Origin of the sequence: Bradyrhizobium sp. 138 (assembly GCF_023074075.1) — a bacterium.
Lineage (GTDB): Bacteria > Pseudomonadota > Alphaproteobacteria > Rhizobiales > Xanthobacteraceae > Bradyrhizobium.
The window spans coordinates 414,555-439,155 of sequence record NZ_JADPKT010000022.1 but is presented as its reverse complement, the minus strand read 5'-3'; the positions used below and the strand labels follow the sequence as shown (position 1 = coordinate 439,155).

Below are 24,601 nucleotides of genomic sequence, written 5' to 3'. Positions count from 1 at the left end.
CGATCTCTCGCGTTTCAGCTTTGAGAGAAATTCAGGAGACCTTGAGGTTCTCCGCGGATGCTTTGCCGCGGTTCTCCACGAGGTCGTATTCAACCACCTGGTTCTCGTTGAGGGTGGAGAGTCCGGCACGCTCGACGGCGGAGATGTGGACGAACACATCCTTGTCGCTGCCGTTCGGCTTGATGAACCCATAGCCCTTGGTCGGGTTGAACCATTTGACGGTGCCCTTTTGCGGCATCGTAGTCTCCTCCACTAGATATAAAAAAGACGCGGCCGCTTTTCGCGTGCCACGCCACAAACGGGCTTCCGGAAGTCTGTTCGAGTCTTGAGGCTCAATGTCGCAAAACGCACAGCCGCACGGCCAATTCCGATTGTGTCCAACATTGCAACATGAAAATCGCCCGTTAGCAAGCTGCGCGTCATTTTCAAGATGGGGGCGGGGACCATCGTCTGCTATTTGCAACCTGTGGCCGCGGAACCACAATCGAGGGCAATAGGCTCAGTGAGAACGCGCCAACCGGTTGACCCTCCGTGGCAGTTCGGCACAAATCGCCGCATGTGCGAGCCGCTCCTGTTGCATTTTTGCGGATCGCCCTTTGCTTCGGGAATAGTCGTCATGTGCTGCGCCTCGCAGCTCTCAAGGACACGGCAGACGATCGGGCTGGACCGCGTTCGTCGGGCCGCGGCAGCGATGGCGTTTGCGATCGTGGTGATGACGTCGGCCACGTCGTCAGTCTTCGCGCAAAGCCCGGCGCCGACCCCGACCCCGACGCCCACGCCATCACCGACCCCGATCCCGTCGCCGACATCGACCAATTACGACCAGTCGGTCGGCAACAGCGCGCTCAATCTCGGCTCCAACTTCCTGGAGCGGCTCGGCAACCAGGCATCCGGCGGCGTCAACCGGGCGTTCCGCACCAATCCCGGCGGCGGCGGGGCGTCGGCGGCTGCGGAAGATCCGCGCTACCGCACCTGGTTCGAGGGCTACGGCATCTCGGTCCGCACCGACGCGCAAGGCGACTTCGTCGGCGACAAGCGCAAGACGGTTGGCGGCGTCGCCGGTTTCGGCGCGCGCGTCGCGCCGGGCGTCAATCTCGGCTTCTCCGTCGACCAGAGCCACACCGACATCGACGTGCCGCTGGCGCTGCAGTCGGCAACGCTCGACCTGACACAAATCGGCTTCAGCGGCTCGGTCGACAAAGGCCCGTGGACGTGGGCGTTCGCGGTGGTGCACGGCTTCGGCAAGGTCCGTTCCAGCCGCGACACGGGCCTTGGCCTTGCGAGCGCAGGCTATCGCGCCGCGATCGACGGCGCGCTGACCGAGATCAGCTATTACTGGACCAAGGACCAGATGCGCATCGTGCCCAAGGGCGCGCTGGAATATGTGCGCGCCACCAGTGCGGCGTTCCAGGAGGCCGGCGGCCTCGACCCGCTCAACGTCGGCTCGACCGCGCTCTCACGCGCGCGCGTGATGATCGGGGCCGAGATCGGCCGCTACTTCGTCATCGATCAGAAAATCCTCGACCTGTCCGCTTACGGCAAGTTCGTCGACAATTTCCACCAGGATCTTGGGTCGATCCAGGTCAGCCTGGGAACCCAGAGCATCGTCGTTCCCGGCATCGGCGAGAGTCGCTACGGCGCGGATGCCGGCGCCTCGGCTTCGCTCAGCCTGACCAGCGTGGCGCGGCTCTACGTCAATTACGACGGCAAGTTCCGCAACGAGCTGACGTCGCACCAGGGTACGGTCGGCTTCGAATACAGATGGTGAGTGAAGCTCGCCTGTGTCTAGAGCCTTGCCCGTTTCGATGGAATCCGAACCGGACTCTAGATTTTTGTTTTGACCCGTTTTCTTTACGCGAACCGGTATCCACTTCGCTCGAAAACGCTCTAGGTCGGCGTCGCCGCGACATATCCCGTCAGCCCAAACCCCTCGCGCGCGGCGGTCATCATCGGCACCAGTGCGTTCGGATGGATGAACTCGTCGCGGAAGCAAGGATAGGTCTTGGGATCGAAGACCTTCTTCAGCCAGTCGACCACGATCTTATGGCGCTCGGAGGTGCGGAATTCCTTGTGATACGTGAGCCAGAGATCGGCATGGTGGCTGACGCCGAGATCGACCGCGATCAGCGGCGCGCCGAGCGCGATCGATACCGTCGGCAGGAAGCCGATGCCGGCACCGCGCTCGACGGCATAGAGCACGCCGACGGAGGAGTTGGTCTTGATCCCGACGATGCCTTCGAGCGACTTCAGTCCGAGCACGCGGGCGTAGGCGCCGTCGTCCACCTGCGGCGCGCTCTGCTTGACGATGCGGTGGTCTTTCAGCTCGGCCAGGGTCGCCGGCACACCGTAGAGGTTCTCGTACTCCTTGGAGACGAAGGGATAGATGTGGAGGCGCCCAAGCTTGGCGACGATCAGGTCGGGATTGGTCGGCGGCTCCAGCTGGATCGCGATGTCCGATTCAAGCCGCGCGACGTCGGCCTGCTCCATCGCACAGCGCAAATCGACGGTGATCCTGCGGTAGGTCTTCTGGAAGTCGATCAGTCGCGGCAGGATCCAGAAATTGCCCGGGCCTTCCGTCACCGCGACGCGCACGGTCCCCGAGGTGTCGTTCGACGATCGCGAGGCGCGGCGGAAGACGTTGAAGGCGTGACGCTCCATATGCGCGACGTCGGCGATCATCGCGGTGCCTTCGTCGCTGAGCGTGAGCCCGCTCTGGTCGCGCAGGAACAGCTTGCAGCCGATGCTCTCTTCGAGTCGGTCGATCCGGCGCATCAGCGTGGTGGAGGTGAGCCCGAGCTCCTCGGCGGCATTGCGAAAACTTTTATATTTTGCGCACGCTAAAAACAGTTTCAAATCGTCCCAGGACGCGCCCAGGGCTTCTTCACGGTGCTGCATCATCGCAGCACCCCGGTGCAATAACTGCTGCATACTCCTGATCTCCAGCCGCTAAGCTCGTCGGCATAGCGGGGCACGAAAGCCTTGAACGATAGAGGCGCGATATGGGTATGGAAAGGGGCTCGTTTGCCGCAAGGCATGATTTCGATGCCTTGCCGCTGAGCCCGGATGTCGATGTCCGCTGCGCGCAATTTTCCGAAATTGCCGCGCTTGCGCAGATGGCGCACCGATTGGTGCCGGGCGTGCGGATCGGGGCAGCCGAGCTTGCGCGATACTTCACGTTCGATCCCGAGAGCATCCTGACGTTCAGCCGGAACGGCCATCTCGTCGGCGGCATGGCCTTCCTGTTTCTCAATGACCGCGGGCATGATGCACTGCTGCTCGACGAGATCTGCCTCACGGCGCCCGAGACACACTATCTCGCTTCCGCTGGGGAAGACGTTGCTGCCATCTACATTTGGGCGATCGCGGCGACGGGACGCGGCATCGCCGGTCTCGGCAAGGCCGCGGCGCATCTGCGACAGCTAAGGTTTCGCGCTGCGGATTGCTATGCGCAGCCGTCAACCGTGGCCGGACGCGACATCATGAAGGCCACGGGCTTTGCGCCGGTTCCGAGCTTCCAGCCCGACCTCTGGTGCTACGAGCGGCCCTGGCATCGGCAGCCGATGCGCATGCAGGGCGCGATCATCCAAGCAAGGAGTTTTGCAGATGCACGGTACTAGGATTCCCCTCGCCAAGCCCTGTTCCCGCACCATCACCATCCGCCTTGCGCGCGATCCAAACGATCTCATGCTGGTCACCGCCATCCGCTCGGCGGTCTATCTCGCCGAGCAGGATTGTCCGTTCGAGGAGGAGTTCGACGGCAACGACATGGTCGCTGCGCACTTCATCGGCTTCGTCGGCAACGAGCCCGCGGGCTGCCTGCGGGTGCGCTTCTTCGGCGATTTCGCCAAGGTGGAGCGGCTCGCGGTGCGTCACCAATACCGGCGCTCGCGCGTCTCGTTCAAGCTGGTGCAGGCCAGCGTCGACTACGTGAAGCGCAAGGGCTTTCGCAAGATCTACGGTCAGGCGCAGGACAGGCTGGTCGATTTCTGGGCCCATTTCGGCGCCAAGCCGCTCGGTCACAATCGCAAGATCACCTTCTCGGATTTTTCCTACACGGAGATGCTGCTGGAGATCGAGCCGGGCCCGGACGCGATCACGCTCGACAGCGATCCCTATGTGATCATCCGCCCCGAGGGCGATTGGGATCGGCCAGGCGTGCTCGACGCCTCGGCGGGGCGGGCGGTGACCTCACCGCTGCGGCACCTCGCGCTCGCCGACCGCTGAAATTGGTGCAGCCCTGCGCAACACGATGCCGGCTTCCATCCACGATGATCCGCCGATCCTGGTCTGCGCGGATCTCCAGGTCGAATACCTGACCCCCGGGCGCTGCCACGTCATTCTCGATGGCGATGCCGCCACGGCGCGCTGCCTGGACCTGCTGACGCTGTGGCGCGGCCATCTGTGGCCGGTGATGCATCTGAAGCGCATCGCGCAGGCCGCCTGGTTCAATCCGGCATCCAGGCTGACCGATTGGATCGAAGAGACCAAGCCGCAGCCGGGAGAGATGACGTTCGAGCACCCGCTGCCGTCCGCCTACAGCTCGGCGCGGTTTGTGGACTACATGTCCAATATCCGCACCATGCGCTGCATTCTGATCGGGTTTTCCCTGGACGAGACCATTCTGGCCACCGCCGTGGAGGGGTTTCACCGCAGCCATCGCTATCAACTGGTTACTGACGCCGTGGCTTGCCGGCAGCCAGGCGCAGGCGATGCCGCCGCCTACAAGCATGCGGTAGTGAATGTGATCGGGAACTTTGCTACAATCCAGTCCAGCGCCGAACTGATCAGAACCAGCGGCGCCGTTGCGGTGTAGGCGGCCGCGACCGGCGGATGGGGTGAGAGATTGTCACGGGGAGACGAACTCAAGGAGCTGGCGAGCGACCTATCGCATGCCGCCGAGACGGCGCGCAGGCTGGGTCTGCCGACGACGGTCTATCTGCTCTCGATGGCGCTGGTGGAGGTGAGGGAAGCCGCTGCCGGTGCCGACGATGGGCATGACGACGACGCGGCGTGAGAGCTGCGCAATCCCGACATGCGGCTTTGCGCAACGCTGCTCGGCGCTTGCTGCCGACGAATTGCCGTTGCAAGCTTCGCGCTGTCGCAATAGCCAAGGTGCTTGATCATCGAGTGATGACGCCGGCTCTGCCTGCGACGTGACGCTTTCAAGGATCTTCGCAAATGTCCATGCTGCCCAATTCGCAAGAGGCCCGGGATGTGGCCTATCAGCTCCATCCCTACACCAACGCGCGCGCGCATCAGCAGGCGGGTCCCCTGGTGATCGAGCGCGGTGAAGGTCCTTACGTCTTCGATGCGTCGGGCAAGCGCTATTTCGAGGCGATGGCGGGCTTATGGAGCGTCGGGCTCGGCTTCAACGAGAAGCGGCTGGTCGAGGCCGCGCACAGGCAGATGCAGGCGCTGCCGTTCTATCACACGTTCTCCGCCAAATCGCACGGGCCTTCGATCGACCTTGCCGAGAAGCTGGTCGCGCTCGCGCCTGTGCCGATGAGCAAGGTGTTCTTCACCAATTCCGGCTCGGAAGCCAACGACACCGTGTTGAAGCTGATCGCTTATCGCTCCAACGCGCTCGGCCAGCCGCAGCGCAAGAAGGTGATCAGCCGCATGCGCGCCTATCACGGCGTCACCATTGCCTCGGCCAGCCTCACGGGCCTGCCGAACAACCATCGCTCGTTCGACCTGCCGCTGCCGAACATCCTGCACACGGGCTCGCCGCATTTCTACAAGGACGGCGCCCCCGGCGAGAGCGAGGAGGCGTTTGCGACACGCCGGGCGGAGGAGCTCGACGCCCTGATCCAGAAGGAAGGGCCCGACACGATCGCGGCGTTCTTCGGCGAGCCGGTGATGGGGGCGGGCGGCGTCATCGTGCCGCCGGCGACCTATTGGGACAAGATCCAGAAGGTCTTGAACAAGTACGACATCCTGCTGGTCGCCGACGAAGTGATCTGCGGCTTCGGCCGCACCGGCAAGATGTTCGGCTGCGAGACCTACGGCATCAAGCCCGATGCGATCGTGGTCTCCAAGCAGATCACCTCGAGCTATTTCCCGCTGTCGGCGATCCTGCTGAACGAGCGCATGTTCGAGCCGATCGCGGACGAGAGCAACAAGATCGGCGTGCTTGGTCACGGCTTCACCGCGGGCGGCCATCCGGTCGGCTCGGCGATTGCGCTGGAAAACCTCAAGATCATCGAAGAGCGCGGCCTGGTCGCGCATGCCGCCGAGCTCGGCGGCTACATGCAGGCCCGCTTGCGCGAGCTCACCAGCCATCCGCTGGTCGGCGAGGTCCGCGGCGTCGGCATGATCGCGGCGATCGAACTCGTGCTCGACAAGGGCCGCAAGAGCGCGGCCGCGACGCCCGGCGCGGTCGGCGGCATTGCCAGCCGCATGCTCCAGGAGCGCGGCGTGATCTCGCGCAACATGCTCGACGCCATCGCCATCTGCCCGCCGCTGATTACAACCAAGGCCCAGATCGACGATCTGGTCGCCGCGATCTCGGGCGTGCTGGAGGATATGAAGGGCGAAGTCGCGAAGCTGACGCCGGCATAGGGGGCTGGCGCGTCAAATTCCGTCATTGCGAGCGTAGCGAAGCAATCCAGACCGTCTCCGCGGAAAGACGCTGGATTGCTTCGTCGCACCAGCGCAAAATTGCTTCGCAATTTTGTCGCGGGCTCCTCGCAATGACGCTGTGGAAGCAGCGTGGCCTACGCCCGCTGAACCCCGATCACGCGGCCTTTCTCGATCGCCAGCGCCAGCTCGCCGCGCTTCAGCTTCAAGGCGGCATCGCCGAACAGCTCGCGGCGCCAGCCGCGCAGCGCGGGGACGTCGGCCTCGTCGTCGGCTGCGATCTCTTCGAGATCGTCGACCGTCGCGATCACCTTGCTGGCGACCGCGTGGCGCTCGGCGGTCATGCGCAGCAGCACCTTCAACAGCTCGACGATGGCGGCGCCGTTGTTGTTGTTGCGCGGCTTCTCCAGCTTCGGCAGTGTCGAGAAATCCCGCGCCAGCCCGCGCTCGACCGCGGCGACGATGTCCGCGCCCCATTTGGACTTCTCGAACCCCTTCGGCACCGAGCGCAGATGGGCGAGCTTTTCCAGCGTGGTCGGTGCGTGGGTCGCGATGTCGCTGATTGCCTCGTCGCGCAGCACCCGGCCGCGCGGCACGTCACGGCTCTGGGCTTCCTGCTCGCGCCAGGCCGCGACCTCCATCAGCACCGCGAGATCCTTCGGCTTGCGCACCCGCGTCTTCAGCCGCTCCCAGGCGCGCTCGGGGTGGAAGTCGTAGGTCCTGGGGGAGGTGAGGACCTCCATCTCGATGGACACCCATTCGCTGCGGCGGCGCTTCTTGAGGTCGGCGTCGAGCGCGGCGAACACGTCGCGCAAATGCGTGACGTCGGACACCGCGTAGTGCATCTGCTCCTTGGTCAGCGGCCGGCGCGACCAGTCGGTGAAGCGGTGGGTCTTGTCCGGACGGTGGCCGGCGACCTTCTCGACCAGCGCGTCGTAGGCGATGCTGTCGCCGTAGCCGAGCACCATCGCGGCAACCTGGGTGTCGAACACCGGATGCGGGATGATATTGGCCTGGTGCCAGATGATCTCGATGTCCTGGCGGGCGGCGTGGAAGACCTTCAGCACGCTCTCATTGGCCATCAGCTCGAAGAACGGCTTGAGGTCGATGCCTGCGGCCAGGGTGTCGATGACGATGGCTTCCTCGGCGCTGGCCATCTGCACCACGCACAGCAGCGGGTAGTAGGTGGTCTCGCGCAGGAACTCGGTATCGACTGTTATGACGGGGTGCTTGGCTAGCCGGCTGCAGGCAGCCGCGAGGTCAGCGGTGGTGGTAATCAAATCCATGAACGGCCCATGACACTTGCCATCAGCCGTTCTGCCGAAAGTGCTGTGATGTCAAGGGGCTCGATGCGAATTCGGGCCTTGTATTTGGGCCGGAATCGCCCTTTTCCGACGAAATTCCTATTCGTAGCGGACCCGGTGCGAGGATTTGCGGGCGCAGGGCAGCGCCACCACGACCACGCACATGGCGACCAATGCCAATCCCAGGAACTCGAAAACCAACAGATCCACGGCGAAATCTCCAGAAACATTGATAGATTTGTCGGGGGTGCGTTGAGGGTCTGTTAATTCCAATGGTTACCGGCGGTGCGGGCCGCCGGATGGTGGATGGGGGGTTAACGCGGATCGAGGCCGCCATCAGGTCATGAGCTTCGGCAGGGCGGCTGCGAGCACGTCGACCGCGGCGCGAAGCTTTGGCGGCATCCGGGGCGACCGTGGCCATAGCGCGTGGCAGTCGTACAGGAATTCCGGCTGGCCTTTGAACAGATCGACCAGCGCGCCGGTGCCGAGGCGTTCGCGGACCAGCCAATAGGGCAACCAGGCGAGCCCCATGCCCTGCGTAGCGGCATCGGCAATCGCCTCGAGATCATCGAGCCTCAGCCTGCCTGACGGCATGATCTCGCGTGGAGGCTGGCTGCCCAGCGGAAACAGCCACGGCCGAACGCGCCCGGAGCGGCGATAGATGATCGCCTGGTGTGCGGCGAGATCGTCGAGTGTCTTCGGCCTGCCGTTGGCGCGCAGATACGAACGGGCGCCGCACACCACCATGCGCTGGCTTGCGATGCGCCGCGTGATCAGGCCTGACTGGTCGTCGAGTTCGCCGGTCCGGATCGCAAGATCGTAGCCGGCCTCGATGATGTCGGCGATCGGGTCGCCGAACGAGAGGTCGAGCTCGAGATGCGGATATTTTCGCGCGAGCTTCATCAGCAAGGGAGCGATGCAGTGCCGTCCCAGCAAGGCGGGCATGGTGACGCGCAGCCTGCCGCGCGGCTCGGAGAGTTCGTCGGCCACGACGGCGTCGGCGGCTTCGGCCTCGCTCAGCACTGCGCGGCAGCGCTCGTAATAGGCCTGGCCAGCCTCGGTCAGGCTCTGGCGCCGCGTGGTGCGGTTGAGGAGGCGGACGCCAAGACGCTCTTCGAGGAAGCGCACATGCTTGCCGACCATCGGCCCGGACATTTCGAGGGCGTCGGCCGCAGCTGCGAACGAGCCGAGATCGACGGCCCTGACGAACACGGCCATGCTGGTAAGGCGGTCCATGATTAGAAACTCTTGGTTTCGACTGTTCGTTCTGTGAGGTGATTTATCCGCTTCCGCCAGCGCGGCATAGCTCCATTCAGTTCAATTGTTTTGGAGTGGATCCAATGGCCCGCGTCGTTCGCTTTCATCGGCATGGCGGCCCCGAAGTGCTGCAGATCGAGACCGTCGAGGTCGCACCGCCGGCACGGGCCGAGGTGCAGATCAGAGTCAAGGCGCTGGGCCTCAACCGTGCGGAAGCCCTGTTGCGGAGGGGGACTTATATCGAGACCGCGACGTTTCCGTCCGGTCTTGGGCTGGAGGCGGCGGGCATCGTCACTTCTGTTGGCGAGGATGTCGCCGGCTTTGCGCCGGGCGATGCCGTCAGCATCGTGCCGCCTCTGTCGATGGTGCGATGGCCGGCCTATGCCGAGCTTGCGAATTTTCCTGCCGAGATCGTCGTGAAGCATCCGCCAGAGCTTGGGTTCGAGACGGCGGCCGCGGTGTGGATGCAATATCTGACGGCTTACGGCGCGCTGGTCGACATCGCCGGGCTTGGGCGAGGGGACGTCGTCGCGATCACGGCGGCATCGAGCAGTGTTGGACTAGCGGCCATTCAGATCGCCAACCGGATCGGTGCAACCCCGATCGCGTTGACGCGGACCTCCGCCAAGCGGCGCGCCTTGCGCGATGCCGGTGCCGCCCATGTCATCGCCTCGGACGAAGAGGACATCGGAGCGCGGCTGGCGGCGATCGCCGGTTCAAACGGCGTCCGCGTGGTGTTCGATGCGGTCGGCGGGCCGGCTTTCGAGCCGCTGACCGCGGCGATGTCCACGGGCGGCATCCTGATCGAATATGGCGGGCTAAGCCCCGAGCCGACGCCGTTTCCGCTCTTCAACGTGCTGACCAAGAGCCTGATCATGCGCGGCTACCTCGTCCACGAGATCATCCGCGATCCCGTGCGCTTGGCGCGGGCCAAATCATTTATCCTCGAGGGGTTGGCGGACGGCGCGTTGAAGCCGATCATCGCCAGGACGTTCCGGTTCGAGGAGATCGTTGCGGCCCATCGCTTCCTGGAGTCGAACACGCAGTTCGGCAAGATCGTGGTGACGGTCTGAGGATCTGTAGGGTGGGTTAGTTAGCCGAAGGCGTAACCCACCACTGTTCGTATCCGCGGGGGCGAAGAAGGTGGATTACGCCCGCGACTGCGCTTTGCGCAGCCGCAGGCTAATCCACCCTACAAGCGGCCTCACGGCAGCTTCAGCGAGGTCTCCGCATTGTACGGCTTGAGCGTCTCGTCAGCAGCCTTCTGGGCGGCGGCGAGGGCTTCCTTCGGCTGCTTCTTGCCGTTGAGGACCAGCATCACCTCGTCCTCGAGGTTCTTGCGGACAGGGACGGTCTTGTAGGTCGCGAACCAGGGCTTTGCGACGTCGAGCTGCTCGACGGCGGTCTTGGCGTCCGGGTTCTTGTTCAGGAATTCGACCATGTCAGGCGTCTTGTACGCCGCCATGTTGGGCGCGAAATAGCCGGTGGCACGGCTCCACCACCCGCTCTTCTCCGGCGAGGTCATCCACTTGATCAGCGTCCAGGCAGCCTTCTGCCTGTCGGCTTCGAGACCGGCCGGAATGATCAGCGAGGCGCCGCCGATCGGCACGGCGTTGCGGACGTTGCGCGGGATGAAGGCGACCTTGTAGGCGAACTTGGCATTGTCGCGCACGTAAGTGAGCGAGCCCGTCGACAGCATGATCATCGCGGCGTTGCCGGAGATGAAGGACGTGCTCACGGCAGGTCCAGGCGTCGCGCCGGGCGGATGCACCTTGTGCTTGGCGATGAGGTCGTTCCACCAGGAGAGCGCCCCTAACATCGAGGGGGTGTCGTAATAGACCTCGCCGCCGAACTCCTCGTTGTAGTAGCGCCCGCCATTGCTCATGGTGAGCGTTTCCATCATCCAGCCGCAATAGTCGTAAGCGCAGGGGATCGCGAGGCCCCATTGGGTCACCTTGTCGCCCTCGCGCCTGGTGAGCTTCTTGGCCCAGTCGGTGAGCTCGGCCCAGGTCTGCGGCGGCTTGTCCGGATCGAGGCCCGCCTCCTTGGCCTTGTCGGCATTGACGTAGAGCAGCGGCGTCGAATTGTGGAACGGCACGCCGTAGACCGAGCGGTTGATCACCGCGTTGCCTTGCAGGGCCGGGAAGAACTGGCCGAGGAACTGCTCCTTGGTGGTGCCGTCGGCCTTGATCAGGGCATCGAGATTGGTGAGCTCGTTCTCGATCTGCATGTCGAGCAGGAAGTTGGCCGACATGATCACGGCGGACGGCGGCTTGCCGGCCTTGATCGCGGCGCGCGTCTTGATCAGCGTGTCGTCGTAGGAGCCGGTGTAGACGGCCGTTGCCTTGACGTCAGGATGGGTCTCGTTGAACTCCTTGATCATTGTGCCCATGTCGCGGGCGAGCTTGCCGTCGACGGGGACGGGAAAGAACAAATCGATCTCGGTCGGGCCTTCGCCGGCGAGAGCCGGAAAGGCGAGGGCGCCTGCCAGTGTGCCTGCCATAGCAAGGCCGAGTATGAGCCTGCGGGAGAACAGCATCGGAAAATCTCCTATTTGATGCCTGAGGTGACGAAAGAGCTGATGAAGCGCTTCTGGAAGATCAGGAAGGTGACGAGCAGCGGGGCGATCACCATCAGCGTGCCGGCGGCGATGGTGCCCCAGGCCTGGGTGCCTTCGGCGGTCTTGGTGAAGACGGAGAGGCCGACCGTGAGCGGCCGCTTGTCCGGAGAATTGATCACCATCAGCGGCCACAGGAAGTCGTTCCAGTGGCTGGTCACGGAGATGATGGCGAAGGCCGAGAAGCTCGGCATCGACAGCGGCACGTAGATGTGGCGGATGCGCTGGAGCAGGCTGGCGCCGTCGATCAGGGCGGCGTCTTCCAGCTCGGTCGGAATGGCCTCAAAAGCCTGGCGCATCAGGAAGGTGCCGAAGGCCGAGGCGAAGAACGGCATCATCACGCCGGTGAGCGTGTCGTAGAGGCCGAGCTGGGCCACCAGCGACAGGTTCGGCACGATCAGCAGCACCGGCACCAGCATCAGCTGCATCAGGAACAGATAGAAGATCACCGTCTTGCCGACGAAGGCGAGGCGCGCAAAGGCAAAGCCCGCCAGCGTGACCGTGACGAATTGCACCAGCAAAATGCCGGCGCAGATGATGGTGGTGTTGAGCGTGTAGCGCGGGAAATCGCCGATCTCCCAGGCATCCCTGACGTTGTCGAGCGTCGGCTTCAGGCTCGGCATCAGCTCGGCCATGGCGTTGATGCCGTTGGAGGCCGGGCGCAGCGTCGCCACGACCATCCATAGAAAGGGGATGAGCCAGACGATCGCGAGCAGCACGGTCAGCGCGAAGCCGAGCTTCGGCGTGATCTCGCCCCTTGTGGCGAGTGGGGCGTCCCCGAACAGACGGCTGAACAGCGTCATGGCCCGCCCTCGCGGTTGGCCATAGTGCGGAACGAGAGCGCGGTGAGGCTCATCAGCGCGGCGAGTGTCAGCAGCGTTGCCGCCGAGGCCTTGCCGACGTCGTAATGCTCGACCGCCTGCTGGTAGATGTAGAACAGCACGAGATTGGTCGAATTCGACGGGCCGCCCTGGGTCATGACGAAGACGTGGTCGACCTGCGTCACCGCGTTGAGGATTGCGATGACGGTGACGAACAGGAAGGTGGGCTTCAGCTCCGGCAGGATGATGTGGCGCAGGCGCATGTAAGGCCCGGCGCCGTCGAGATGGGCGGCCTCCATCACGTCCTCGGGCACGGCCTGCAGGCCGGCGAGGAAGAACAGCATGTAATAGCCGGCGTTCTTCCAGACGGTGATGACCATGATCGCATAAAGCGCGATGTCGCCATCGCCGAGCCAGTTCGGCAGCACCGGAAGCAGGCGGCCGATGTAGTAGTCGAGCAGGCCGACATTGGGCAGGAAAACGAACATGAACAGCGCGGAGGCCGCGACCATCGGGATCAGCACCGGCAGGAACAGCGCGGCGCGCAGCGCGCTGCTGACAACGTTGGTGCGCGACAGCGCCAGTGCGAACAACAGCGCCAGGGCGATGCTCGGGACCGCGGTGCCGACGGCGTAGATCAGGTTGTTGACGACGGCGCCGGTGAAGGCGGGGTCGGCCAGCACGGCGCTGATATTGTCGAGACCGACGAAGCGGACCGGCGCCTTGGGCGTCGTACGCTGATAGAGCGCATCGACGAACACGCGTCCCATCGCGCCATAGGTGAACAGCGCGAGGAAGATCAGCGAAGGCAGCAGCAGCAGATAGGCCGGCAGCGAGGCTTTGAAGCGGGTGGTGAAGCGCTTCATAACATCCAGGCGCGGCGCCGCCGAGGTCGCGACCGGGAGAGCCGCGGGTTCAGCGAGGCTCATCTTACCGCGCCGGGAAATTGAGCGCATAGTCGCGGCCGTCCACTCCCGCCGGGGGCTCGAAGGGGAAGCGCAGACTGGTGTCGAGGAAGTCGTGGCTGTGCACGACGAGATTCTCGTCGTCGATCAGCACGATGCCATAGGCCGGCGGCTCGTGGCTGGCGAGATGCTCGGTGGCCGCAGCGTCAAGCTCGAACCAGACCTGGTGGTTGGTGCCGCGCAGCGTCGAGAACGGGATCTTGCCGTAGCTGCCGAAGATCGGCCGGTGCACATGGCCGAAGAAGAGGTGGCGGATGCGCGCGCGATAGGGCGCGATGACTTCCGAAAATTCCGCGCTCTGCTTCAGCCCGATCTGGTCCATCGCGTGCACGCCGACCGGGAAGGGCGGATGATGCATGAAGACGACGAATTGCTGGTCAGCGGGCGCCGCGGCGAGCGTCTTGGCAAGCCATTCGAAGCGCTTGGCGCACATCTCGCCAGCGTGGCTGGTTTCGTCCAGCGTGTCGAGGAAGACGAACAGGCCGTGCTCGGTGGTGCGCGTGCCCTGCACGAAGCCGTTGGAATCGCGCGGGGCAGCCTTCAGGCCGTCGAGGCAAGCCACGCGCTTGTCGTGATTGCCGACCATGGCGATGTACGGGATCTTCAGCGCCGACATCGCCTCGCCGAAATTGGCGTAGGACTCTGCCTCGCCCCAATGGGTGAGATCGCCGGTCACCACCGCGAAGGCGGCATCGGACTGATGCCGGTTGATGTCGGCAATCGCCGCGTCCAGCCGGGCGCGCGGGTCGAGCCCATAGAGCGTCAATCCGGGATTCGCCAGATGCGTGTCGGTGAGGTGGATGAATTTGAAGGGCATGGCGCGCTGTGTCGGGACGGTTGGAGGACGGGCGCCTCCGGCAAGACGACCCTGACAGGCGGTTAGAGCGCGTGTGTTTCAGTTTGATGACAGCGGTTCCCGTGGCAGGTAGCTTCCACAGGGAAGAAGCGTGCGGGAGAGGGCGCTCTAGCGAACAAGCGCGCGCAGGCGTTCGATCTCGGCGATCAGTTTTGGAATATCCTGTCGCGCGTGGGCGATGAATTCCTGATCGGCGAGCGTCGCGCCGGTGAGGTAGAAGTCTTCGCCTCCGGTCTGGATGAAGTCTGAGCCGCTGAATTTATCGCGTTTCTCGATGAACGATTTCCAGGGACCCGCGGTGGCCTGCTCGCAGCGCGCCTTGATTACCTCGATCTCGTCGCTGGTCATTGGACCGTTCCGGTTCATTTGAGCGGCCCCTTCGAAGCTTGCCTCACGTCCCGCAGAACGTCTGCAGCACACGCTGGTCCGGCAGTGGCGGATCGGCGTAGGCGGCGTAGTCCGGCTGGTCTTCGTACGGCTTCGCCAGCACTTTCACCAGTTCCTCGAACGGCGCGTAATTGTCGTCGTTGACGGCGGCCTGGATCACGGCCTCGACGCGGTGATTGCGCGGGATGAACATGGGATTGACGGCGTGCATGGCGGCTTGCCGTTCGGCGACGCTCTGCTGCTCCAGCGCGATGCGCGCGCGCCAGCGGCCGGCCCATTCGTCGAAGGCTGCGGGCTCCATGAACTGGGCGCGCACGTCGGCGCCTTCATCAGCCGCGGCGTCGCCAAGCTTGCGGAAGGTGAGGGTGAAATCGGCCTGGTTCTTGGCCATGGCATCCAGGAGGTCCTGGATCAGCGCATCGTCGCCGTCGCGCATCGTGAACAGGCCGACCTTCTGGCGCAGGCCCGCCTGATAGGCCTCGCTGAACTGGTCCGAGAACGCGCCAAGAATGTCCTGGGCCTCAGTGACCGCCTTCTCCTGCTCGTCGGAGAACAGCGGCAGCAGGCATTCGGCGAGGCGTGTCAGATTCCACAAAGCGATGCGCGGCTGGTTGGCATAGGCGTAGCGGCCCATCTCGTCGATCGAGGAAAACACCTGCGCGGGGTTGTAGGCATCCATGAAGGCGCAGGGGCCGTAGTCGATGGTCTCGCCGGAGATGGAGCTGTTGTCGGTGTTCATCACGCCATGGATGAAGCCGACCAGCAGCCAGCGTGCGACGAGCTCGGCCTGGCGCGCGACGACGCCGGCGAGCAGCGCGTGATAGGGCCGCTCGGCCTGCATCAGCTCCGGGTAATGACGGGCAATGACGTGGTCGGCGAGCCGGCGGATCGCCTCGGTGTCGCGGCGGACAGCAAAGAACTGGAAGGTGCCGACGCGGATATGGCTGGAGGCGATCCGCGTCAGCACGGCTCCGGGCAGCGCAGTCTCGCGGATGACGTGCTCGCCGGTGACGACGGCGGCAAGCGAGCGCGTGGTCGGGATGCCCAGCGCGTACATGGCTTCGCTGACGATGTACTCGCGCAAGACCGGACCGAGCGCAGCCCGGCCGTCGCCGCGGCGGGAGAACGGGGTGGGGCCGGATCCCTTGAGCTGGATGTCGCGGCGGATGCCGTCCTTGTCGATGACCTCGCCGAGCAGGATGGCGCGGCCGTCGCCGAGCTGGGGCACGAACTGTCCGAACTGGTGGCCGGCATAGGCCATGGCGATGGGATCGGCGCCCTCGGGAACCGTCTTGCCGGCCAGGATCGCCGCGCCTTCCGCAGTCTCCAGCACGTCCGGATCGAGCCCGAGCTGGGCCGCCAGCGGCCGGTTCAGCTTGATCAGCCGGGGAGCGGCGACCGGGGTCGGTGCGACGCGGGCAAAGAAGCTGTCCGGCAGCGCCGAATAGGAGTTCTGGAAGGGGAAATGAACCGTCATGGCCTCAAGATAGGGCTGGAACGGCTGATGGCAAAGGCTCGGGCTCTGATATGCCAAAAATGGGCGCTTCCGGCCCAAAACAGGCCGTTCCCTTGGTTGCCGCCTTGGGCCTCGTCGGGTAAACCCTGCCGCAATCTCGGATCGGCCATGACAGGCCGTTCGATTCGCTTCCTCAGACATTGATTTTGGGACGACCATGCATCGCTACCGGTCACATACATGCGGCGCGCTCCGCGAGAGCAACATCGGCGAGACGGTCCGCCTGTCAGGCTGGGTCCATCGCGTTCGCGACCATGGCGGCGTGCTGTTCATCGACCTGCGCGACCATTACGGCCTGACCCAGTGCGTGGTCGATCCGGACTCGCCGGCGTTCTCGCTGGCTGAAAAGCTGCGCTCGGAATTCGTGGTGCGCATGGACGGCAAGGCCCGCCGCCGCCCCGAGGGCACCGACAATGACGACCTGCCGACCGGCAAGATCGAGATCTACGTCACCGAGATCGAGGTGCTGGGCCCGGCCGGCGACCTGCCGCTGCCGGTGTTCGGAGACCAGGAATACCCTGAAGACATCAGGCTCAAATATCGCTTCCTGGATCTGCGTCGCGAAAAACTGCACCAGAACATCATGACGCGCGTCGAGATCATCAAGTCGATGCGCAGGCGGATGGAGGGGCAGGGCTTCTTCGAGTTCAACACCCCGATCCTGACCGCGTCCTCGCCGGAAGGCGCGCGCGACTTCCTGGTGCCTTCGCGCATCCATCCCGGCAAGTTCTACGCGCTGCCGCAGGCACCGCAGCAGTACAAGCAGCTCCTGATGATGTCGGGCTTCGACCGCTACTTCCAGATCGCGCCCTGCTTCCGCGACGAGGACCCGCGCGCCGACCGTCTGCCCGGCGAGTTCTACCAGCTCGACGTCGAGATGAGCTTTGTCACGCAGGACGACGTGTTCGCGGCGATGGAGCCGGTCATCACCGGCGTGTTCGAGGAGTTCGCGAGAGGAAAGCCGGTGACGAAGGGCTGGCGCCGGATTCCGTTCGCCGAAGCCTTGCGCAAATACGGCAGCGACAAGCCGGACCTGCGCAACCCCATCGAGATGCAGGACGTCTCCGAGCACTTCCGCGGCTCCGGGTTCAAGGTGTTCGCGCGCATGCTCGAAGATCCTAAGAACCAGGTCTGGGCGATTCCGGCGCCGGGCGGCGGCAGCCGTGCGTTCTGCGACCGCATGAATTCGTGGGCGCAAGGCGAGGGCCAGCCCGGTCTTGGCTACATCATGTGGCGCGAGGGCGGCGAGGGCGCAGGTCCCCTTGCGAATAACATCGGGCCGGAGCGCACTGCCGCGATCCGTGCGCAGATCGGTGTGAAGGAGGGCGATGCCGCCTTCTTTGTCGCCGGCGATCCCGACAAGTTCTGGAAGTTCTCGGGGCTGGCCCGCAACAAGGTCGGCGAGGAGCTGAACCTCACCGACAAGGAGCGGTTCGAGCTCGCCTGGATCGTCGACTTCCCGATGTACGAGTACAACGAGGAAGACAAGAAAGTCGATTTCTCGCACAACCCTTTCTCGATGCCGCAGGGCGGCCTCGAGGCGCTGAAGGGCCAGGATCCGCTGACCATCAAGGCGTTCCAGTACGACATCACCTGCAACGGCTACGAGATCGCCTCGGGCGGCATTCGCAACCACGTGCCGGAAGCGATGGTGAAGGCGTTCGAGATCGCGGGCTACGGCGAGCAGGAAGTGGTCGACCGCTTCGGCGGCATGTACCGTGCCTTCCAGTACGGCGCGCCGCCGCATGGCGGCATGGCCGCCGGCGTCGACCGCATCGTGATGCTGTTGTGCGGCACCAACAATCTGCGCGAGATTTCGCTATTCCCGATGAACCAGCAGGCCATGGACCTCTTGATGGGCGCGCCCTCGGACGCCACCACGAAGCAGCTTCGCGAGCTGCATGTGCGGGTCAACCTGCCGCAGAAGTGAGGGGCGGCGGTTTCGTACGCGTGCCTCGGACTCGGTCCCGTAGGGTGGGCAAAGGCGCATAGCGCCGTGCCCACGATCTCCGTATGATCGCGAGAGATGGTGGGCACGCTTCGCTTTGCCCACACTACATCCGATGTGGCTTCCGCTCTTTCCATACCGTCATTGCGAGCGTAGCGAAGCAATCCAGACCGCCTCCGCATAGGCAGCCTGGATTGCTTCGTCGCAAGGGCTCCTCGCAATGACGGGGAGGGATTTCGGCAGGCCAGCTGCCACCACTTTCGCTCGATGCCCCTACAGCCCCGTCGACGCCTCGATCCGGAACTGCGCCAGCGCGATGATCGGCTCGTTGTTGAGGACATCCATGAGCTGAAGCACCGGCAGCCTGCCGAGCGGGGTCAGCTTGATGGCCAGCGTCTGTCCTGACGTCGAGACGAAGTCGGCGAGCGCGTCCGCCGCAGCCCGAACATCGAGATTGGACGCCGCGAGCTTCTCGCCCTGCGCGCGGATCATCTCGACGATGGCACGGCGGGCGGCATCGCGGCTGACGTTCTGGATGCGCGAGAACTGTGCCACGACGAGATCGACGGCGCCGCTGTCCCGCAACGAGAGCTCGATTGCGCCGGTCTCGATCTTTTCGGCATCGCTAATAGCCTGCACCGGATCGGTCGTGAATACCCCGCGCGGAACGTTGGCGAGTGCGAGGCGGGCCTGCGCCCTGGCGAGATTGCCGAGGTCGATCGTGGCGGGCGCGAGCGCGAACGCGCCTGATGACTCGGTCCAGGCGGCGCCGAGATCGAGGTTGATCGCGAGCTTGTCGACGCCCGCCATGATCAGCGGCCGCAGCGCCGGGTTGGCGGGATCGGTGGGCGTGACCATCTTCACCACCAGATTGGCCTTGCTCGGGATCGATCCGACCAACTGACCCCAGTCCAGGCTGAGCGTGTCGATGGTGATGAGCTGGCGCGAGTTCTTGTGGGGTGCCACCACGCCCTTGACCTCGGCGCCTTCGAGCACGCGGAACAGGCCCAGCATCTGATCGGGCGAGGGCGGCTGCCCGGACGTTTGGAGGCTCGCCGCCCAGCGCATCAGATTTGCCACGCGGAAGGCCTTCAGCGTGAAGCGCTCCATCTTGAGCTGGCCCTGCGGCAGCGGCATGTCGAGGCCTTCCAGCGCGATCTTGTCCTGATCATATTTGACCGCGTTGAGCCGCCCCGTCCCTTGCGGCGTCTCGACCGTTTGCTTGCCGATTTCCGCCTTGCCGATCTGAAAGCCTTCGAAGAAATCGGCCACCTTCGCGATCATGTCGCGCGACTGCGCCGGCGTCGGGATCGAGCCGTCAGCCGGCACCAGCGCGATGATCTCGGCCGGGCGGAATTTCGAAGGCCGGATCGCAATGTCGTCGAAGCTGATGCCGTCGATCTGCACGCGCGCGCCAGGTGCCATCGTGACCACGTATGAATTGGCCGAGATGCGTCGATAGATCCTGCGGAAATTGTCGTCGCTCGATCCTTGCTGATCGAGCGCAGCCTTCACAGCAGTCGCGTCGAAATCGTAGATGGCCAGACCTGACATCTCGCCGGTCATCTTCGCGGACTTGCCCGGCTGGGCCAGGTCGAGCGTAAAGCTGACGCGGTCCGTCTTCGCCGTCTCGATCTGGCCGCCCTTGAGGTTCTGGACCGACAGACCCGAATAGACATAATCACCGCTGCCGGCATTGCCGGCGCCCGCATCGACGCTGACCGCGAGGGTCGGCACCGCGATCGAGGACGCCGAGACGGTCGCGTATTGCGCCAGCATGAAACGATACATGTCGATGATCGAGCCGGACAGCGGCGGACCGTCTGCACGGGTCGGGCCGGAAAAGTCGCGCGCGCTGATCTGTGGGATCTTGTAGTTCGCCTTCAGCTTCGCCCGCTCGGTGGATGTGAAGGCGACCTCGACCCCTGACGCTTCAATGCTGTCGGCCGAAAAGTGGGCCTCGTCTGGCTGGCTAACGCCGACGGCCGTGACCTTTGCGACCTTGACTTTGGTGAGCTGCGGCTGGGCGGGCTCGACCGCGATATCCTCGATCGTCAGCGTCCGGGTCGCGAGCTCGAACCCGATCTTGCCATGGCTCGCCTTGCCCCCATTCGAACGGATCCGTTCGAACGCGGCCTCGACCTCGGCGGTGGCGCGATGCTGAAGGTAGAGGTTGAAGCCGAACCATCCGCCCGCGCCGAGCACGACGAGTGCGACCAGGCCGATCAGGATTCGCTTCATTTCGTTTGCTCCAGTTGCTCGTTTTGCGCCGCGCAACCTGCCATATTCGGGAAACGTCATGCGGTCCAGAGAAAGCTATGGTTTTCAAATATTTGACCGCGCGCCCTGTTGATGGGCGCGCAATCGGATGTTGCCACCGGGGCGCCCGGCGTGCTTCATCCCGTTTCCATGACCCGGAAATTCGGTCGGCTTGGACAGCCGCTTTCGGATCGTGCATTTTGAGGCCGGTAACGCGAGGCGAGACACCGCATGTCGTCTTATTCTGATGATCTCCACCAGGCGGCGCTCGCCTATCACCGTCTGCCGCGCCCCGGTAAGCTCGAGATCCAGGCAAGCAAGCCGCTTGCCAACCAGCGCGACCTCGCGCTGGCCTATTCGCCGGGCGTCGCCGCGGCCTGCACCGAGATCGCCAAGAACCCGGCCGAGGCCGCCACGCTCACCACCCGCGCCAATCTGGTTGCCGTGGTCTCCAACGGGACCGCCGTGCTCGGCCTCGGCAATATCGGCCCGCTGGCCTCCAAGCCGGTGATGGAGGGCAAGGCCGTCCTGTTCAAGAAATTCGCCGGCATCGACGTGTTCGACATCGAGATCGCCGCCGACACCATCGACCGCGTGGTCGAGACCGTGGCCGCGCTCGAGCCGACCTTCGGCGGCATCAATCTCGAGGACATCCGCGGACCGGAGTGCTTCGAGATCGAGACGCAGCTGAAGGAGCGCATGAAGATCCCGGTCTTTCATGACGATCAGCACGGCACCGCCATCATCGTTGCCGCCGCCATCACCAATGGTCTCAGGCTGAACGGCAAGAAGCTGTCCGACGTCAAGATCGTGGCCTCGGGGGCAGGGGCCGCCGCGATCGCGACGCTTAATCTCCTGGTGTCGATGGGCGCGCAGCGCAAGAACATCTGGGTCTGCGACATCGATGGTCTCGTGCACGAGGGGCGCAACACCACGATGGACCGCTGGAAGGCGGTCTACGCGCAGAAGACCGACAAGCGCACGCTCGGCGACGTCATCGGCGGCGCCGACATCTTCATCGGCCTCTCGGCACCTGGCGTGCTCAAGCCGGAGATGGCCAAGGCGATGGGCGACAAGCCCTTGATCATGGCGCTCGCCAATCCGGTGCCGGAGATCATGCCGGAGGAGGCGCGCAAGGTGCGCCCCGATGCCATGATCTGCACCGGGCGCTCCGACTATCCGAACCAGGTCAACAACGTCCTGTGCTTTCCCTTCATCTTCCGCGGTGCGCTCGACGTCGGCGCCAGCGCCATCAACGAGGAGATGAAGCACGCCGCCGTCGAGGCCATCGCCCAGCTCGCGCGCGAGGCGCCGTCGGATGCGGTGGCGCTGGGAGTCGAAACCAACGAGGCGGGTGGCTTCGGTCCGGGCTCGCTCATTCCGAGCCCGTTCGATCCGCGGCTGATCCTGCGCGTGGCGCCGGCGGTTGCGAAGGCTGCGATGGAGTCGGGCGTCGCGACGCGTCCCATCACCAATTTCGACGAATACACGGCGCTGCTCATGCGCTTCGCCTTCCGCTCCGGCCTCGTCATGAAGCCGATGTTCGCCAAGGCCAAGACCCAGCCGGTGCGCGTGATCTACGCCGAAGGCGAGGACGAGCGCGTGCTGCGCGCCACGCAGGTGGTGCTGGAGGAAAAGCTGGCGCGCCCCATTCTCGTCGGCCGTCCCTCGGTGGTCGAGGCGCGCATCCAGCGCTTCGGCCTGTCGATCAAGGCGGGCAAGGATTTCGACCTCATCAATCCCGAGGACGATCCGCGCTACCGCTCCTACGTGCAGTCCTATGTCGAGGTCGCCGGCCGCCGCGGCGTGACACCGGATGCGGCGCGCACTGTGGTGCGCACCAACAACACGGTGATCGCCGCGCTCGCGGTCACGCGCGGCGAGGCGGACGCGATGCTTTGCGGCGTCGAGGGCCGCTACATGAGCCATCTGCGCCATGTGCGCGAGATCGTCGGCTTCTCGGCTGGAATCAGCGACTACGCGGCGCTGGCGCTGCTGATCACCAGCAAGGGCGCCTTCTTCATCGCCGATACGCAGGTGCGGCCCAATCCCAGCGCGGAAGAGCTGGCCGAGATCGCATCGCTCGCCGCGGTCCACGTCCAGCGCTTCAACATCAAGCCGAAGATCGCCTTCGTCTCGCACTCGGATTTCGGCAGCTACGACACCGACTCCTCGCGCAAGATGCGGCGGGCGACGCAGTTGTTGAAGGACAAGCATCCGGAGATCGAGGCCGACGGCGAGATGCAGGGCGACACCGCGCTCTCCGCTGCTGCGCGAAAATTGGTGCTGCCGCACTCCCAGCTGGAGGGCGAGGCCAACATCCTGATCATGCCGACGCTGGACACCGCCAACGTCGCCTATCAGATGATCAAGTCGCTGGCAGACGCGCTTCCCGTCGGCCCGATCCTGGTCGGCCCGGCGCGCCCGGCGCATATCCTCACCCCGTCGGTCACCGCGCGCGGCATTCTCAACATGACGGCGGTTGCCGTGGTGGAAGCGCAGGAGCGTGCGGCGCGGCAGCAGCCGACGATGTTTACGTAGGGGCGAGCTGCTGCGCGTCTTCGCCTCTCCCCGCGTGCGGCAGGGCTATCGCATTTGAGAGCTCTTCCCTGCGGCCCATCCTTCGAGACGCCCGCTTAGGCGGGCTCCTCAGGATGAGGACGGAGTGTGCGGCGTCAGTTTCAACGGGCACTGTTGCCGATTAGCCTCATCCTGAGGAGGCGCGTAAGCGCCGTCTCGAAGGACGAGGCGTGCGCGCAGGCTGTCGCCACAAGTCATGTGCGATAGCCATGCCGCGTGCGGGGAGAGGCCGGAATTTGCGAAAGCAAATTCCGGGTGAGGGGGACTCTCCGCGAGTCCAACTCTCACCTTGATTGGGGAAGCAGCCCCTCACCCCAACCCTCTCAGCGCGAGCGAAGCTCGTCGCGGCCCCGTAAGAACGGGGCGAGGGGGCGCACTTCCCGATCCGCACGGTCTCAATCTTTTCAAAACAGTTCTCCATTTCCCCGTTTGTAAACCGGCGCACGACTCTTCATAATCCTGCCGAGCATCCCCGCGCTTTGAGCTTGCCAAGAGGCCGATCATGCCAGCGTTCGTGACTTTCGGGCGGATCCTGTTCGCCGTGCTGTTCATCTACACGGGCGCGACCAAGCTTTTTGCCATCCAGGCGACGGCCGACTTCATCGCCACCAAGGTCGTGGTGCCGGAAATCGTCGCGCCCTACGCCAAGCAGGTCGAGACGGCGACCGCCATGACCACGCCGCAACTGCTGGCGATTGCGGTCGGAGGGCTCGAGATCATCGCAGGCCTGATGATCGCGCTGAATTTCGGCGCGCGGTTCTTCGCGATGTTGCTGATCATCTACGTTGCCGTTGCTACGGTGCTGTTCGATGACTTCTGGAACCAGGCGCCGCCCGACAATGCGAAGATGGTGGTCGACGCGCTCAAGAACCTGTCGATCATAGGCGCATTGTTCATGATCATGGGCTACGGCCGCACCACGCGCCCGGCCGAAGCGGCTTACGGGGACGTATAGCGCCTACGCCCTACGCCACGGCGTGACGGTGACGTCATGCGCCGCATCGAGCAGATAGGGCGCGCCCGGCTGCATCCCGTGGGACGTCAGCACCTCGTGCGGCGTCCGCTGGGGCACGCCGACGAAACAGCCTTCGCCGCCGGGCAGGCGCACCTGCGGGGCTTCCGACAGCCAGAACGTGTCGTAACGGTCCATGAACAGGTCGAACACGGCGGGGCCGCCGATGATGGCGACCATGCCTGAGGCGACATTCGCAAAGGCGCAGGCCTCCTCGAAGCTCGCGTGTTCCGGATTCCACAGAGTCGCGTTCGGCATCTCCGGATCGACGGTGAGCGCCTTGATCTTGCGAGTCAGGATCAGCCGCTTGCGCTTCGGCGAGTTCGGCTGCTGCTCATGCGAGTTGCGGCCGTGCACGATCAGCGTGGCGCGATCGAGTGCCTGCTCGAAGAACAGCTTGTCGCCCTCGAACTTCAGGCTGTCGGGCATGACATGTCCGGCGTCGGCAAGCATGCCGTCCGCTGAGACGATGACGTAGCCTTCGATCCGGAAAGACAATG

General features: G+C 64.5%; 22 protein-coding genes. 10 read left to right on the top strand and 12 right to left on the bottom strand.

The window, feature by feature from the left end; all coding sequences use genetic code 11:
• Positions 1-31: 31 nt before the first annotated feature.
• Complete coding sequence (locus IVA79_RS13835; RefSeq protein WP_007591938.1) at positions 32-238, bottom strand: cold-shock protein; 207 nt, start codon at positions 236-238, stop codon at positions 32-34.
• Positions 239-616: 378 nt separating this feature from the next.
• Here IVA79_RS13835 and IVA79_RS13830 point away from each other — a divergent pair, with 378 nt between their 5' ends.
• Complete coding sequence (locus IVA79_RS13830; RefSeq protein WP_247553618.1) at positions 617-1,768, top strand: autotransporter outer membrane beta-barrel domain-containing protein; 1,152 nt, start codon at positions 617-619, stop codon at positions 1,766-1,768.
• A 119-nt stretch (positions 1,769-1,887) separates the two neighbouring features.
• On the opposite strand, the gene IVA79_RS13825 is transcribed toward IVA79_RS13830, so the two are convergent.
• Complete coding sequence (locus IVA79_RS13825; protein WP_247553617.1) at positions 1,888-2,928, bottom strand: LysR family transcriptional regulator; 1,041 nt, start codon at positions 2,926-2,928, stop codon at positions 1,888-1,890.
• A gap of 71 nt (positions 2,929-2,999) precedes the next feature.
• Here IVA79_RS13825 and IVA79_RS13820 point away from each other — a divergent pair, with 71 nt between their 5' ends.
• From IVA79_RS13820 to IVA79_RS13800, 5 genes are all read left to right on the top strand, one after another.
• The gene (locus IVA79_RS13820) at positions 3,000-3,617 is read left to right on the top strand and encodes a hypothetical protein (RefSeq protein WP_247553616.1); all 618 of its coding nucleotides are present in this window, start codon (positions 3,000-3,002) and stop codon (positions 3,615-3,617) included.
• Positions 3,604-4,224, top strand: coding sequence for a GNAT family N-acetyltransferase (locus IVA79_RS13815; protein ID WP_247553615.1), 621 nt, complete (start codon positions 3,604-3,606; stop codon positions 4,222-4,224). The genes IVA79_RS13820 and IVA79_RS13815 overlap by 14 nt, the downstream gene beginning before the upstream one ends.
• Before the next feature lie 25 nt (positions 4,225-4,249).
• Positions 4,250-4,813 (top strand): isochorismatase family protein, encoded by a 564-nt coding sequence (locus tag IVA79_RS13810; protein ID WP_247553614.1) that lies wholly within the window; start codon positions 4,250-4,252, stop codon positions 4,811-4,813.
• A gap of 30 nt (positions 4,814-4,843) precedes the next feature.
• Positions 4,844-5,014: a hypothetical protein gene (locus tag IVA79_RS13805; RefSeq protein ID WP_198172520.1), complete on the top strand. Its 171-nt coding sequence runs from the start codon at positions 4,844-4,846 to the stop codon at positions 5,012-5,014.
• Between the two features lie 164 nt (positions 5,015-5,178).
• The gene (locus IVA79_RS13800; protein ID WP_247553612.1) at positions 5,179-6,561 is read left to right on the top strand and encodes an aspartate aminotransferase family protein; all 1,383 of its coding nucleotides are present in this window, start codon (positions 5,179-5,181) and stop codon (positions 6,559-6,561) included.
• A gap of 155 nt (positions 6,562-6,716) precedes the next feature.
• Here the strand turns inward: IVA79_RS13800 and rnd are convergent, their stop codons facing one another.
• Both rnd and IVA79_RS13790 read right to left on the bottom strand, forming a co-directional pair.
• The gene (gene rnd, locus IVA79_RS13795; RefSeq protein WP_247553610.1) at positions 6,717-7,865 is read right to left on the bottom strand and encodes a ribonuclease D; all 1,149 of its coding nucleotides are present in this window, start codon (positions 7,863-7,865) and stop codon (positions 6,717-6,719) included.
• Positions 7,866-8,219: 354 nt separating this feature from the next.
• Complete coding sequence (locus tag IVA79_RS13790) at positions 8,220-9,119, bottom strand: LysR family transcriptional regulator (protein ID WP_247553608.1); 900 nt, start codon at positions 9,117-9,119, stop codon at positions 8,220-8,222.
• A gap of 104 nt (positions 9,120-9,223) precedes the next feature.
• Here IVA79_RS13790 and IVA79_RS13785 point away from each other — a divergent pair, with 104 nt between their 5' ends.
• Entirely contained in the window at positions 9,224-10,213 is a 990-nt protein-coding gene (locus IVA79_RS13785; protein ID WP_247553606.1) for a zinc-dependent alcohol dehydrogenase family protein, read from the top strand.
• 131 nt (positions 10,214-10,344) lie between these two features.
• Here the strand turns inward: IVA79_RS13785 and IVA79_RS13780 are convergent, their stop codons facing one another.
• From IVA79_RS13780 to IVA79_RS13755, 6 genes are all read right to left on the bottom strand, one after another.
• On the bottom strand, positions 10,345-11,679 hold the full coding sequence (locus IVA79_RS13780; protein ID WP_247553604.1) for an ABC transporter substrate-binding protein: 1,335 nt from the start codon (positions 11,677-11,679) through the stop codon (positions 10,345-10,347).
• Positions 11,680-11,690: 11 nt separating this feature from the next.
• Positions 11,691-12,560, bottom strand: coding sequence for a carbohydrate ABC transporter permease (locus tag IVA79_RS13775; RefSeq protein WP_247553602.1), 870 nt, complete (start codon positions 12,558-12,560; stop codon positions 11,691-11,693).
• Entirely contained in the window at positions 12,557-13,507 is a 951-nt protein-coding gene (locus IVA79_RS13770; protein WP_247553600.1) for a sugar ABC transporter permease, read from the bottom strand. The genes IVA79_RS13775 and IVA79_RS13770 overlap by 4 nt, the downstream gene beginning before the upstream one ends.
• 1 nt (position 13,508) lies before the next feature.
• A complete protein-coding gene (locus tag IVA79_RS13765) occupies positions 13,509-14,360 on the bottom strand; it encodes a phosphodiesterase (protein WP_247553598.1) in 852 nt (283 codons plus the stop codon).
• A gap of 147 nt (positions 14,361-14,507) precedes the next feature.
• Complete coding sequence (locus tag IVA79_RS13760; RefSeq protein ID WP_247553596.1) at positions 14,508-14,747, bottom strand: hypothetical protein; 240 nt, start codon at positions 14,745-14,747, stop codon at positions 14,508-14,510.
• A 43-nt stretch (positions 14,748-14,790) separates the two neighbouring features.
• Positions 14,791-16,263 carry a protein adenylyltransferase SelO gene (locus IVA79_RS13755; protein ID WP_247553594.1) on the bottom strand — a complete coding sequence of 491 codons (1,473 nt, stop codon included), beginning with the start codon at positions 16,261-16,263 and terminating at the stop codon, positions 14,791-14,793.
• A 196-nt stretch (positions 16,264-16,459) separates the two neighbouring features.
• Between IVA79_RS13755 and aspS the strand changes: the two genes are divergently transcribed.
• On the top strand, positions 16,460-18,232 hold the full coding sequence (gene aspS, locus IVA79_RS13750; RefSeq protein ID WP_247553592.1) for an aspartate--tRNA ligase: 1,773 nt from the start codon (positions 16,460-16,462) through the stop codon (positions 18,230-18,232).
• Positions 18,233-18,523: 291 nt separating this feature from the next.
• Here aspS and IVA79_RS13745 read toward each other — a convergent pair whose 3' ends face one another.
• A complete protein-coding gene (locus IVA79_RS13745; protein ID WP_247553589.1) occupies positions 18,524-20,491 on the bottom strand; it encodes a hypothetical protein in 1,968 nt (655 codons plus the stop codon).
• Between the two features lie 249 nt (positions 20,492-20,740).
• Between IVA79_RS13745 and IVA79_RS13740 the strand changes: the two genes are divergently transcribed.
• Together IVA79_RS13740 and IVA79_RS13735 are read left to right on the top strand one after the other, a co-directional pair.
• Positions 20,741-23,050, top strand: a complete 2,310-nt coding sequence (locus tag IVA79_RS13740; protein ID WP_247553587.1) for an NADP-dependent malic enzyme — start codon at positions 20,741-20,743, stop codon at positions 23,048-23,050.
• A gap of 541 nt (positions 23,051-23,591) precedes the next feature.
• Complete coding sequence (locus IVA79_RS13735) at positions 23,592-24,044, top strand: DoxX family membrane protein (RefSeq protein ID WP_247553586.1); 453 nt, start codon at positions 23,592-23,594, stop codon at positions 24,042-24,044.
• Between the two features lie 3 nt (positions 24,045-24,047).
• Here IVA79_RS13735 and IVA79_RS13730 read toward each other — a convergent pair whose 3' ends face one another.
• Positions 24,048-24,599 carry a dihydrofolate reductase gene (locus IVA79_RS13730; RefSeq protein ID WP_247553585.1) on the bottom strand — a complete coding sequence of 184 codons (552 nt, stop codon included), beginning with the start codon at positions 24,597-24,599 and terminating at the stop codon, positions 24,048-24,050.
• Positions 24,600-24,601: the final 2 nt, after the last annotated feature.